The 12,636-nt window shown below is 32.4% G+C and carries 13 protein-coding genes; all 13 read left to right on the top strand.

The window, feature by feature from the left end; genetic code table 11:
• Positions 1–4: 4 nt before the first annotated feature.
• On the top strand, positions 5–589 hold the full coding sequence (locus JOC47_RS10065) for a secretin GspD/PilQ domain-containing protein (RefSeq protein ID WP_204702024.1): 585 nt from the start codon (positions 5–7) through the stop codon (positions 587–589).
• 32 nt (positions 590–621) lie between these two features.
• Entirely contained in the window at positions 622–1,824 is a 1,203-nt protein-coding gene (locus JOC47_RS10060; protein WP_204701948.1) for a response regulator, read from the top strand.
• 20 nt (positions 1,825–1,844) lie between these two features.
• Positions 1,845–3,242 carry a TadA family conjugal transfer-associated ATPase gene (locus JOC47_RS10055; protein ID WP_204701947.1) on the top strand — a complete coding sequence of 466 codons (1,398 nt, stop codon included), beginning with the start codon at positions 1,845–1,847 and terminating at the stop codon, positions 3,240–3,242.
• A 34-nt stretch (positions 3,243–3,276) separates the two neighbouring features.
• Positions 3,277–4,251, top strand: coding sequence for a type II secretion system F family protein (locus tag JOC47_RS10050; protein WP_204701946.1), 975 nt, complete (start codon positions 3,277–3,279; stop codon positions 4,249–4,251).
• A gap of 37 nt (positions 4,252–4,288) precedes the next feature.
• On the top strand, positions 4,289–5,212 hold the full coding sequence (locus JOC47_RS10045; protein ID WP_204701945.1) for a type II secretion system F family protein: 924 nt from the start codon (positions 4,289–4,291) through the stop codon (positions 5,210–5,212).
• 13 nt (positions 5,213–5,225) lie between these two features.
• Complete coding sequence (locus tag JOC47_RS10040; RefSeq protein ID WP_204701944.1) at positions 5,226–5,570, top strand: DUF192 domain-containing protein; 345 nt, start codon at positions 5,226–5,228, stop codon at positions 5,568–5,570.
• A gap of 372 nt (positions 5,571–5,942) precedes the next feature.
• Positions 5,943–6,839, top strand: coding sequence for a SpoIID/LytB domain-containing protein (locus JOC47_RS10035; protein WP_239551099.1), 897 nt, complete (start codon positions 5,943–5,945; stop codon positions 6,837–6,839).
• 261 nt (positions 6,840–7,100) lie between these two features.
• A complete protein-coding gene (locus JOC47_RS10030) occupies positions 7,101–8,816 on the top strand; it encodes a phospho-sugar mutase (protein ID WP_204701943.1) in 1,716 nt (571 codons plus the stop codon).
• Positions 8,817–9,126: 310 nt separating this feature from the next.
• Positions 9,127–10,119, top strand: a complete 993-nt coding sequence (locus JOC47_RS10025) for a LacI family DNA-binding transcriptional regulator (RefSeq protein ID WP_204701942.1) — start codon at positions 9,127–9,129, stop codon at positions 10,117–10,119.
• Positions 10,120–10,141: 22 nt separating this feature from the next.
• Positions 10,142–11,278: an ABC transporter ATP-binding protein gene (locus JOC47_RS10020; RefSeq protein ID WP_204701941.1), complete on the top strand. Its 1,137-nt coding sequence runs from the start codon at positions 10,142–10,144 to the stop codon at positions 11,276–11,278.
• A 319-nt stretch (positions 11,279–11,597) separates the two neighbouring features.
• A complete protein-coding gene (yabP, locus tag JOC47_RS10015; protein WP_204701940.1) occupies positions 11,598–11,861 on the top strand; it encodes a sporulation protein YabP in 264 nt (87 codons plus the stop codon).
• A gap of 11 nt (positions 11,862–11,872) precedes the next feature.
• The gene (gene yabQ / locus JOC47_RS15970; RefSeq protein WP_204701939.1) at positions 11,873–12,271 is read left to right on the top strand and encodes a spore cortex biosynthesis protein YabQ; all 399 of its coding nucleotides are present in this window, start codon (positions 11,873–11,875) and stop codon (positions 12,269–12,271) included.
• A gap of 43 nt (positions 12,272–12,314) precedes the next feature.
• Positions 12,315–12,626 carry an FtsB family cell division protein gene (locus tag JOC47_RS10005; RefSeq protein ID WP_204701938.1) on the top strand — a complete coding sequence of 104 codons (312 nt, stop codon included), beginning with the start codon at positions 12,315–12,317 and terminating at the stop codon, positions 12,624–12,626.
• The last annotated feature ends 10 nt before the right edge of the window (positions 12,627–12,636 follow it).

Raw genomic sequence — 12,636 nt, 5'->3', positions numbered from 1 at the left:
TTTAATAGACCAAGGAGATGCTAAATTATTAGCTAAACCTAAATTAGTGACTAAAAGCGGAGAAGAAGCTAAATTTATTGTAGGTGGAGAAATTCCAATTGTGACTACTGATGCAGAAGGGAAACAGACTGTAACCTGGCGTCAATATGGAGTTAAGTTAACAATCAATCCTCAAGTCACAAGAAACGGAAAATTAGATACTGCTCTACATCCACAAGTCAGTAGATTGGATTGGGCCAATGCAGTGGATTATGGTAATGGTCAATTGCCAGCAATTAAAAGTAGTGAAGTTAATACGAAAGTAGTGATTCCAGATGGAGCTACAGTAGCTATTGGTGGTTTAATCCAAAGTTACAAATCAGAAACAATTAAAAAGATTCCTGTTTTAGGTGAGATACCTATTTTAGGGTCTTTATTTAAAAGTAAAGCATATCAAGAGCGGAGATCAGAACTGTTGGTTTTAGTGACGCCTAGAATTATAAAATTAGATCAAGGAGCAAAAGATTTGATGGATGTTGATAATGTATTTAAAAAGAAGAAAAAATTAGAGTTCAATTTAAAATCAAGAAATAAAGGAACTAATAAATAAGTAGTGGTGAGGGAAAGAGAGGTGAGTTGTTAGTGGCTGAAAAAATAGAAGTTTTATTGGCTGATGATGTGGCTGAAACAAGGGAGAATGTACGCAAATTAATAGAATTAGAGCAAAATATAGTAGTTATTGCTGAAGCGGTTGATGGAAAAGATGTAATTGAGAAGGCCAAAAAGTTAAAGCCTGATATTATTTTAATGGATATTAATATGCCTAAAATAAAAGGGATTAAAGCTACTGAAATTATTAATCGAGAAGTTCCAGAGTCTTCAATTATTATGATGTCAGTACAAGAAGAACAGAATTATTTACGTAAAGCAATGATGGTTGGGGCTCGAGAATACTTAATTAAGCCTTTTAGTGATGATGAATTAATTAATGTAATTAAACAAGTGTATGAATTAGATGCTAAAAAAGAGCAAAGCCTTCTTGAAAGACAGGGGCGCCAAGAAAAAGTTGTATCTGTCTTTAGTAGTAAAGGGGGAGTAGGCAAGACACTACTAGCAACTAATTTAGCTGTTGTTTTACAGCAGCAAAAAGATTTAGATGTTGTGTTAGTTGATTTAGACTTACAATTTGGAGATGCTGATGTTTTATTAGACCTAAGCCCCAAAATAACTATCGCTGATGCAGTTAAGGAATTAGCAAGTTTAACACCTGACAATATAGATGATTATTTATTGAGTTATGATAATGGGTTGCATGTTTTAAATTCTCCCTTGCGCCCCGAGGAAGCAGAAATGATTGGGGGGCAAGAATTTGAAGCTTTAATAGATATTTTAAAAGAAAAATTTAACTATATTATTATTGATACTCCACAGTCTTTTTCTGAACCAGTATTGACTGCTTTAGATAATTCAGATTTAATTCTACTAATTGCTATGTTAGACTTATCTACAATTAAAAATGTAAAACTATCTTTAGAAGTAATGGAAGAATTAGATTATCCTAAAGATAGTATTAAGTTAATTTTAAATCGTTATTCTGAAAAAATAGGAATTAATATTGAAGATTTAGAAAAAACTTTAGGCTATGATGTTGATTTAAAGATTCCAAGTCATGGGGAAATGACTGTTAATTCTATTAATACTGGGCAACCATTTGTAGTTTCTAAACCACAGTCTGACCTAGCTCGGCAAATAATTAAATTAGCCAATTTAGTAACAGGAGATGAAAATAATAAAGCTGCGGGAAAAGAAGGTTGGCTAGATAAAATAACAAAATTATTAAAATGATTTTAAGGTGGGGATGAGTTATGTCTTTAAAAGATCGCTTATCACAGAATAAAGATAGTGATTCTAAAAAAGAAGAAGAACGGAAAGAAGATAAAAGCAAAGCTAAGACTAAGTCTAAAGCTAAAAAAACCACTACTGTAGATACAGACCCTCATCGTGAATTAAAGACTAATGTCCATAATCGTTTAATTGAAAAGCTTGATTTTGATATTTTTTCTGATCCAGAAGAACAGGCAGATAATGAAGAGTTAAAGCGAGATATTAAACAGACGGCGCAAGAAGTAATTGAAGAGCAAGATGTAGCTATTTCTCCTGGAGAACAGAGACAAGTCATTAAGGATATCATTGATGAAATTATTGGTTTTGGACCGATTAATGGTTTGTTAGAAGATCCCGATGTTTCAGAGGTGATGGTTAATGGACCAGATCAAGTTTATGTAGAGAAAAATGGTCGCTTAGTTTTAACAGATGTTAAATTTAGAGATGATGAACATGTAATTCATATTATTGAAAAGATAGTATCTCCTTTAGGGCGTCGGATTGATGAGAGTAGTCCTATGGTTGATGCTCGATTGCCTGATGGTTCGCGGGTGAATGCTATTATCCCTCCTTTAGCGTTGAATGGTCCTACAATTACGATTCGAAAATTTTCTGAAGATCCTTTTACAGTAGATGATTTAGTTGGTTTTGGTACCTTAACTGATGAAATGGCCCAATTTTTAGAGGCTTGTGTAGAAGTGCGATTAAATGTAGTCGTTTCTGGTGGTACTGGCTCTGGTAAGACAACTACTTTGAATGTGTTATCATCATTTATTCCGGGGGATGAAAGAATTATTACAATTGAAGATGCTGCTGAGCTGCAGTTGGCCCAGGACCATGTAGTTTCTTTAGAAACTCGTCCACCTAATGTAGAAGGCAAAGGTGCAGTTACAATGCGTGAATTAGTTAAAAACTCCCTGCGGATGCGTCCAGATCGAATAGTAGTGGGGGAGGTAAGAGGTGGTGAGGCTCTTGATATGTTACAAGCGATGAATACTGGTCATGATGGGTCTTTAACTACTGGTCACGCTAATAGCCCGCGAGATATGTTATCTCGATTGGAAACAATGGTTATGATGGCTGGAATGGAATTGCCAGTCCAAGCTATCCGAGACCAAATTTCTTCTGCTGTAGATTTGATTGTACAGCAAACGCGACTTAAGGATGGTAGCAGAAAAGTAGTTAAAATAACTGAGGTACAAGGCATGGAGGGGGAAGTTATTACTTTACAAGATTTATTTGTTTTTGAAAAACAAGGACGGGATGAAGAAGGTAATGTGATAGGAGAATTCAAAGCAACTGGTATTCGACCTAAGTTTATGGATCGTTTTAAAGAATCAGGTCTTGATTTGCCGTCAGATTTATTTATGTCTTATTAAAGTAGTGGTTTTGCTAAAAGGGGGGGCATCAGCTATGATATATGTAGTTATGCTATTAGTATTTTTAACTGTAACTTTTCTGATTATAGGAATTTATAGTTTATTAACTTCTGAACAAGATGTAATTAATAATCGTTTAGATAAGTATTTAGATGATGATAGAGAAACTATTGCTTTAGAAAGGGTCTCTACTACAGAAGATGAAAATGAGGATAATAACAGTAGGTTAATGTTACGGTTAAATCAATTTTTCACTTCTTTTTCTGTAACTAATAGCTTAGATAAAGAGTTAGATAAATCTAGTTTGCCATTTAAAGCTTCTGAATTTATAATTTCAATTATAATGATTTTATTATTAATTGCTGTAATAGGAATTTTGCTACTTAAAAATATAGTATTAACTGGAGTAATGTTATTACTTGGATTAATATTTCCTTATTTTTATTTAAAATATAGTCAGAAAAAGCGCATAGATAAATTTAATGATCAAATTAATGATTCTTTAACTATTATTTCTAATTCATTAAAAGCAGGATATAGTTTTTTTCAAGCTTTAGAAATGGTTACTAAAGAGATGGAAGCACCTATTTCGGAAGAATTTGAACTGGTATTAAAGAAGATGAATTTAGGGGCTTCTCCGCAAGAAGCGCTGAGAGATTTAACAGATCGAATTGATAGTGATGATTTGGATTTAGTAGTCACGGCTGTGCTGATTCAGCGGCAAGTAGGAGGTGATTTATCAGAAATTTTAGATAGTATCTCTGATACAATTAGAGAAAGAATTAGGATTCAAGGGGAGATTAAAACTTTAACTGCTCAAGGTCGTGCTTCAGGGTTTATTGTAGCTTTGCTGCCAATTGGATTAGGAGCTTTATTATTTGTAATTAATCCTGATTATATGACTCCATTGTTTACTAGTAATTTAGGAAGAGCAATGCTGATAATGGGAGTTTCTTCGCAGTTGATAGGAATTTTCTTGATTAAAAAAATTATTGAAATAAAAGTGTGAATAGTTGAGAGCTTCTATTTTGCTGGAGGTGGTAATTATGTTTGTCATAGCAGCTTCTTTAGGAGTTATGGTGACTATATTTGTATTGGCTATTATGTATTTATTTAAAGAAGATGAGACAGTTGATGATAGATTAAAAAAGTATACAGGAAGTGAAGATGAAAAACGGCTCAGAGAAGAAGAATTAGACGAATCATTTTGGGAACGAGTACTCAAACCTGTTGTGGAAAAAGTATCTACTTTCTTTATTAAATTTACCCCGTCTGGAATTAAAGATAATTTGCGGCGACGATTAATTTTAGCTGGTAATCCTCTTGGTTTAGGAGTGAAAGAGTTTTTAGCCTTACAGGGTAGTTTGATATTAATTTTACCCGGAGGATTATTTATTACTTTATTTTTTTTAGGGGCAGAAGCTAAAGTCCTTTTCACTTTTTCTTTATTGACAGCTATTTCTGCTTTGATAATTCCTATATTCTTACTCGGTAAAAAGATTTCAGAACGACAATCTCAGATTCAAAGGAGTTTGCCAGATGTATTAGATTTGTTAACTGTTAGTGTAGAAGCTGGTTTAGGTTTTGATGCGGCATTGGTAAAAGTAGTAGATAAAGTTTCAGGGCCAATTAGCGAAGAATTTGAGAGATTACTACAAGAAATTAGAATGGGTAAGCCTCGTCGTGATGCCATGCGAGATTTAGGAAAAAGAACTAATGTAGATGATTTAACTAAATTTATTACTTCTATTGTCCAAGCTGATAAATTAGGAGTTAGTATCGGAAAAGTCCTGAGAGTGCAGTCAGACCAAATTAGACAGCGGAGAAGGCAGCGAGCTGAAGCTACTGCTATGAAGGCACCAGTGAAAATGTTATTACCTCTAATTTTATTCATCTTTCCCACTATTTTTATTGTTCTATTAGGACCAGCTGTGATTAAAATCATGAATTCTTTTTCAGGGATGAATTAAGGAGTTGGGGGTTATGAAAGTAATTAATGCTAGTAAAAATAATATAATAGTTAATGAAGTAAGAGTAGCTAATACATTTTGGCAGCGTTTAGTTGGTTTGTTAAGACATAAAGAACTAAAAGAAAATGAAGGTTTAATTATTAAACCTTGTCAGATAGTTCATACTTTTTTTATGAGTTTTACAATTGATTTGGTCTTTATTGATGGGCACGGACAAGTTTTAGAACTAATTGAAAATTTAAAGCCTAATCGAATTTCTCCCTTTGTAGTTGAATCTGAGCAGGTGATAGAGTTGGCTAGTGGTGTGATTCAGACAAAAGGGATAGAACTAGAAGATGAAATATTGATTAAAAATTAAGCTGTTTCTCTTCTTTTTAAGAAGTGTTGACAAGTTTATTTGATCTCGATATAATGGAGACAATGATTTTGAAGAGTAAGAAATTATTTAATGATTTTAAAATAGAGTTTATAAAAATAAATATCTAGTTGGCAGACAGTAGAGGGGTATGACTATACCAGTCGAATGTAGGTCAACATCATTTAGACTACTTGAGGGTGGTCTATGTGGTGTTGGCCTTTTTTTTATTAGCAATACTGTTGCCTATATTTCAAGCAGTTATAAGCTGCTTTTTCTTTTTTGTTTAGCTTTAATGCAATAATAATACTAAGTTTGGGTATAATATTAATAATTGATTTAGCAGAAAGTACAAAAGGATGAAGGGGGAAAATTATGAGATTAAAAAAGAATTATAGTTTATTCATCTTAATAGTTTTTATAATTGTGGGTTTGTTAGGTTGTAGTCAAAAACAAGAGAGTAAGATGAAAGGGGCTCAAGAGGGCGATAAATTAGAAGACGAGCCAACTATTAGAGTAGAATTAGAAAATGGTCAGACTAAAGAGATGAAATTAGAAGAGTATGTAGCAGGAGTTGTAGCAGGAGAAATGAAAAAAGATTGGCCGGAAAATGCTTATGGAGCTCAAGCAATTAAGGCCCGAACTTTTGCTTTAAGAAAAATCGAAGATACAGCTGATAATACAATTAGTGCTCAGCATGAAGAAGCACAAGCTTATAAGCCGGAAAATATTACAGATGAGATTAGGTCGGCGGTGGAAATGACCAAAGGTCAAGTGGTGACCTATAATGGAGAATATATTAAAGCTTGGTTTCATTCTAGTGCTGGTGGTGAAACAACTAGTGCTAAAGTAGGATTAAACTATAAAAAAGCAGAACCTAAATATATTAAATCTGTTCAATCCCCTGACGATGAAGCTCCAGCAGATATTCAAAATTGGGAACTTAGCATCTCTACTGCGGAGTTAAAGAATGCTCTGCAGAGTAAAGGAGTAACTGCTGAGCAAATTCAAGAACTAAAGATTAAGGATCGGGACCAAACAGGTCGGATTAAGAAATTGGAAATAAATCATGATCAGGGAACTACAGAGATGCATGGAGCGGATTTTAGAATGGCTGTTGGTCCCGATAAATTGAAATCAACTAAAGTAGAAACAATCACTAAGAAAGGTGATGGATTTGTTTTTAAAGGTCAGGGATATGGACATGGAGTTGGCTTAAGCCAATGGGGAGCTTATAAATTGGCCAAGAAGGGAAAAAACCTAAAGAAATAATTAATCATTATTTTAAGGAGGTTAAGATAGAAAAGATTTATTAGGATAATTAGTCATTAATCTGGATCCAGATTAATGACTAATTTATTTTGACTATTATAGATAAATATGAGAAAATAATAGTAACCACCTCTATTTGTTTGTAATGTAAATTAAATGTTTTAATCTCTTTATTTAGGCTATAAATGAATTATTTTATTTGTGGGAAGTGAATACTTACTTAAATTTAGGAATGAATACTTATTTAATGGGGGGATAAAAATGGATTATAAAGAAAAATATCAAGAATGGCTGTCAAATGATTATTTTGATGCGGCAACTAAAGAAGAATTAAAAGCAATTGCTGATGATGAAGAAGAAATTGAAGAGAGATTTTACACTGATTTAGACTTTGGAACAGGTGGTATGAGGGGAATTATTGGTGCAGGAACTAACCGTGTAAATAAATATACTATCCGTAAGGCTACTCAAGGTTTGGCTAATTATATTGCAGAGAATGGTGATAAAGGAAAAGGAGTAGCAATTTCTCATGATAATCGCCGCAAATCTAGAAAATTTGCTACTGAAGCTGCTTTAGTGTTGGCTGCAAATGGAATTAAAGCTTATTTATTTGATGATTTGAGACCAACCCCTGAACTTTCTTATGCTGTAAGAGAACTAGGAACTACTGCTGGAATTATGGTGACGGCTAGCCATAACCCACCTGAATATAATGGTTATAAAGTATATTGGGATGATGGAGCGCAAGTAGTGCCACCGCATGATGAAGGTATTATTTCTGAGGTCAATGAGATTGCTAGTTTCGATGAAGTAAAAACTATATCTAAAGATAAAGCTAAAGAAGAAGGATTATTTGAAATTATTGATTCTAGTTTAGATGATAAATATGTTAAGACTTTAAAAGACCTATCATTAAATGGAGATTCAATTAAAGAAGTAACTGAAGAACTTGATATTGTTTACACTCCTTTGCATGGGACAGGAAGTGTTATGGTGCAAAGAGTGTTAGAAGAATTAGGCTTTAAGAATGTTCATGTTGTTCCTGAACAAGAAGAACCAGACGAAGATTTCTCTACTGTAGGATATCCGAATCCTGAAGAGCCAGATGTATTTGAATTAGGAATAGAATTAGCTGATGAAAAAGGCGCTGAATTAATTATGGCTACTGATCCAGATTCAGACCGGGTAGGTATTGCAGTCAAAGATGACAATAATGAATGGACTTTCTTAAATGGGAATCAAGTAGGGGTTTTATTAACAGAGTATATTGTAAATTCCCTAGAAGAAATCCCAGAAAATGGAACAGTGATTAAAACAATAGTTACTACAGAAATGATTAATCCAATTGCTGAAAAGTATAATTTAGATGTAATGAATACCTTAACTGGATTTAAATATATTGGCGAAAAGATTAAAGAGTTTAAAGCTGGTAAATATGATAAAGAATATATCTTTGGCTTCGAAGAAAGTTATGGTTACTTATATGGAACTCATGCTCGAGATAAAGATGCAATAGTTTCTACGATGTTAATTGCAGAGATGGCTGCTCATTATAAGTCTCAGGATAGCTCTATTTATGAAGAGTTAATGAGAATGTATGAAGAATATGGCTATTATAAAGCTGATTTAGAGGCAATTAGAATGCCTGGTAAGTCAGGACAAGAAAAGATCAATGCTATGTTAGCAGATTTAAGAGAAAATAGTCCTCAAGAAATTAATGGTCAAAAAGTTGTTGTTAAAAAGGATTATTTAGTAGGTGCAAGTTATAATTTAGAAACAGGTGCAGAAAGTAAACTTGACTTACCTGAGTCTAACGTATTACAATTTGAATTAGAAGATAAAACTTTAGTAACAGTAAGACCTTCTGGTACAGAACCTAAAATTAAATTTTACTTCTCTGTAGTGGGAGATAGTGAAGAAGCTGCTGAAAACAAACTAGAAAAAGTAAAAGAATCTGTAATGAATTTAGTAGAATAGAGTTGATTAAAGCTAGCTCGGTTCCGAGCTAGCTTTTTTTTATGATTAAAAAATTCATTGTAGCTTAAAGAATTGAATCTGTATTTCAGATTTTTAATTTAGCCCAAAGCTAATAGCTCATAGCAAACAGCTCAGCCTATTTTTTATTTTTTCTTGATTTTTAAGAATAAGTTTGTTATACTCGTAGTAGAATATAATAAATATAATTTAATATAAGATCTAACACACAGGAGTGTGTTATTAATTTTTAATTTTACTCAAGCGCTTGAGTAAACTTGAGTGGAATTGTTTGAGGAGTTAACAATCCAGTATGACTATTACAATGAAAGACATTGCTGAAATTGTTGGAGTTTCTGAATCAACTGTCTCCCGAGCTATTAATAATAAAGAGGGAGTAGGGCAAGAAACAAGAAAAGAAATACTAAAAGTTGCTAAAAAAAACAATTTCCAACCCAATCGTTTAGCACAAAATTTAGCTAAACAAGAGACTAATGTAATTGGTTTGTTATTGCCTGATATTGCTAGTCTTTTTTACTCTGATGTTGCGCGAGGGGTACAGGACTATGCTACTAGTCAAGGTTATCAGGTTATAGTCTGTAATACAGACGATGATAAAGAGCAAGAAGTCAATTATATGAATTGGCTGCAGAGTAACAAAGTAGCTGGGATGATTTTTCTAGGTGGGGGATTAGTTAATAATCAGATTGTTAAATTAGGATTGACAGATTATCCTATAGTGTTAGCTAATCGTCTTGTAGAAGAAGTACCACTTCCTTCAGTAATTATTGATGATACTATTGGTGCTTTAAAGGCAACAGAACATTTGCTAGATAAAGGTCATGACAGAATTGCTTTATTACTTGGCCCTAATAATAGTTGGCAGGCACAGAATAGATTACAAGGTTATAAGCGGGCTTTAAAAAATAGAGATATAGAGTATGACCAAGATTTAGTTATACATAAGTCTTGGTCGCGAGAAGGTGGCTATCAAGGTTTTTTAGAGTTAATGGAATTAGAAGAACCTCCGCGAGCTATCTTCGCAGCTGATGAACTAATGGCTGCTGGAGTTGTAGAAGCTATTAAATTGGGAGGTTATTTTATTCCTCAAGATATTGCTGTTGTTGGTTTTGATGATACGGTGGTGACTTCTGTAATTGACCCACCTTTGACTACAGTTACAAGACCGATGTATGAATTAGGAGAACGATCGGCTAAAAAATTGTTAAATTTAATTAATGAAGAAGAAATAAAAGAAGAAATTGAAATTTTAGAGAGTGAATTAATAATTAGAGAATCAACTTAAAATCTTAAAGGAGGCTATTTTAATGGCTAAGGTAACTTTAAATGATATTACTAAGGTGTATCACAGTAATGAAGAAGGAGACGTATTGGCAGTAGAAGATGCAAATGTTGATATTAAAGATAAAGAATTTGTAGTATTAGTTGGTCCATCTGGTTGTGGAAAATCAACTACTTTAAGAATGATTGCAGGTTTAGAAGAAATTACTAGTGGTGAGTTATATATTGGTGATAATTTAGTAAACGATGTAGCACCTAAAGATAGAGATATTGCAATGGTATTCCAGAATTATGCTTTATATCCACATATGAATGTATATGATAATATGGCATTCGGTTTAAAATTAAGAAAGTTTGATCCAGACATAATTGATGAGCGGGTTACAGAAGCAGCAAAGATTTTAGATATTGAACCATTATTAGATAGAAAACCTAAAGAATTATCTGGTGGTCAGAGACAGCGTGTAGCTATGGGACGAGCAATTGTTCGAGAACCAAAAGTGTTCTTGATGGATGAGCCATTATCTAACTTAGATGCGAAATTAAGAGTTCAGATGAGAGCAGAATTAAGTAAGTTACATGAAAGATTACAGACTACTACTATTTATGTTACACACGACCAAGTAGAGGCTATGACATTAGCAGATAGAATTGTTGTACTAAAAGACGGTATTGTCCAGCAAATTGATGATCCAATTAGCTTATACAGTGAACCAAATAATATGTTTGTAGGTGGATTTATTGGTAGTCCAGCTATGAACTTCTTAAAAGCTACTATCAAAGAAAAAGGAAACGACTTAGTCTTAGTTGGAAAAGGAGACTTTGAAGTAACTATTCCTGATGATATGGCTAAAACTATGAAAGATTTACAGACTTATATTGATAAAGAAGTAGCTTTAGGTATCCGTCCTGAGAACATTCTTGACCCTGCTGTTCATGATGATGATGAATATGATGCTGATAATTTAATTGATGCTCAAGTAGAAGTAGTAGAACCTATGGGTTCTGAAATCAACTTATATCTTGATGTAGGAGCAGAAGAAAGTATTGTAGCAGTTGTAGATGTAAATAGTGGTGCTGAAGTAGGAGATGAAATGGAATTTGCTTTTGATATGAATAAGATGCATATCTTTGATGCTGAAACAGAAGAAGCGATTATATAAAATATATGTAGATAAAGTAAAGGACCTCAATTGAGGTCCTTTTTTTAATTTGAGAGAATATAAGGTATAGTTTTTGATAAAAAACATATATATGAAGTAAGAATAGTGAAGAGTAAACAGTGAAGAGTGAAGAGTAAAGAGAAAAGAGAAAAGAGAAAAGAGAAAAGAGAAAAGAGAAAAGAGAAAAGAGAAAAAGCAGTGAAAACAGTAAAGATTAAATAGTAAAGAAGTGAAGAGTATTAAGAACAGCGAAAAAATAAGATCAATGATAAAAAATAATAGATCTGAATTGAGCTTTGACCTCTTAGGGGGGAGTTAAATGAGGGATAATGAAGAGCAAGAGTTAAAATTGGTGGATAGAGGGTTATTAGAATTAACAGGGGTGGAAGAGGTAATTGATTTTGATGAAAATAAGGTCAGATTAGAAACTAATTTAGGTAATTTAATTATTGATGGTTCAGATTTAAAAATGAAACATCTGGATTTAGATAGCAAAGAGTTGATTATAAAGGGGCATGTAAGAGAGTTAAAATATGATAAAGTTTTTAAAGCTAATGGATTTTTCAAGCGATTATTTAAGTAAAATCAGAGGGGATGAGAATAATTTCTTTTTCATATTTGCAATTTTTTACCTTTTTGAATATGATATTAGTAGGAGGCATAATTGGTCTTATATTTGATTTTTATAGAGTTTTAAAAAGAAAAATGATTTTTTCGGTCTATTTAAGCAATTTATTTGATTTTCTTATTTTTCTTATTTTTACTTTTATTGTTTTTGTGCGATTGATACAATTAAATGGTGGTCAAGTAAGATGGTATATTTTTTTAGGGGTCATTGTAGGAAATATAATTTATTATTTTAGTATTAGTAAAATTGCTGTTAAAAATATAATGATTATGACTGATTCTAGTTTAAAGGTTTATTATAAAATAAAAAAAATATTTTTAAAAATTCTAGGCTATGTTAAGTTAATAATAACTAAATTGAAGTAATTGCTAAAAAAATTATTTACCACTTGAAAGTGAGGTTTTATTTATGCCTAAAAAGTCTCAAGTTGATACTAAAAAAACTGTTAAGCGAGTGATTACACTTGTTGTTTTAGGAATAATAGTGCTATTCATATTTAATATTTTTAGTAATTTGTATCAAGGTCATAAAAAAGTTGAAAAATTAGAGAGAAAAATGAATAAATTAGATGGACAAATTGCAGAATTAAATAAAGAAACTAAAAAATTAGAGGAAAAGGTTCAGTATATTAATTCTAATCAATCAATTGAAGAGATAGCTAGAAAAGAATTAGGATTAGTAAAAGAAGATGAACTTTTATATGTTATAGTGGAAGAATAAACTGGGGGGT

Source organism: Halanaerobacter jeridensis, assembly GCF_016908315.1.
Lineage (GTDB): Bacteria > Bacillota > Halanaerobiia > Halobacteroidales > Halobacteroidaceae > Halanaerobacter > Halanaerobacter jeridensis.
Note: the sequence above shows the minus strand (reverse complement) of the source record. Positions and strands in the feature narration are given on the sequence as shown.

Coding starts and splice junctions, on each gene's coding strand:
- JOC47_RS10055 (WP_204701947.1), top strand. CDS start 1,845: ATGTCTTTAAAAGATCGCTTATCACAGAATAAAGATAGTGATTCTAAA.
- JOC47_RS10050 (WP_204701946.1), top strand. CDS start 3,277: ATGATATATGTAGTTATGCTATTAGTATTTTTAACTGTAACTTTTCTG.
- JOC47_RS10045 (WP_204701945.1), top strand. CDS start 4,289: ATGTTTGTCATAGCAGCTTCTTTAGGAGTTATGGTGACTATATTTGTA.
- JOC47_RS10040 (WP_204701944.1), top strand. CDS start 5,226: ATGAAAGTAATTAATGCTAGTAAAAATAATATAATAGTTAATGAAGTA.
- JOC47_RS10035 (WP_239551099.1), top strand. CDS start 5,943: ATGAGATTAAAAAAGAATTATAGTTTATTCATCTTAATAGTTTTTATA.
- JOC47_RS10030 (WP_204701943.1), top strand. CDS start 7,101: ATGGATTATAAAGAAAAATATCAAGAATGGCTGTCAAATGATTATTTT.
- JOC47_RS10025 (WP_204701942.1), top strand. CDS start 9,127: ATGACTATTACAATGAAAGACATTGCTGAAATTGTTGGAGTTTCTGAA.
- JOC47_RS10020 (WP_204701941.1), top strand. CDS start 10,142: ATGGCTAAGGTAACTTTAAATGATATTACTAAGGTGTATCACAGTAAT.
- yabP (WP_204701940.1), top strand. CDS start 11,598: ATGAGGGATAATGAAGAGCAAGAGTTAAAATTGGTGGATAGAGGGTTA.
- yabQ (WP_204701939.1), top strand. CDS start 11,873: ATGAGAATAATTTCTTTTTCATATTTGCAATTTTTTACCTTTTTGAAT.
- JOC47_RS10005 (WP_204701938.1), top strand. CDS start 12,315: ATGCCTAAAAAGTCTCAAGTTGATACTAAAAAAACTGTTAAGCGAGTG.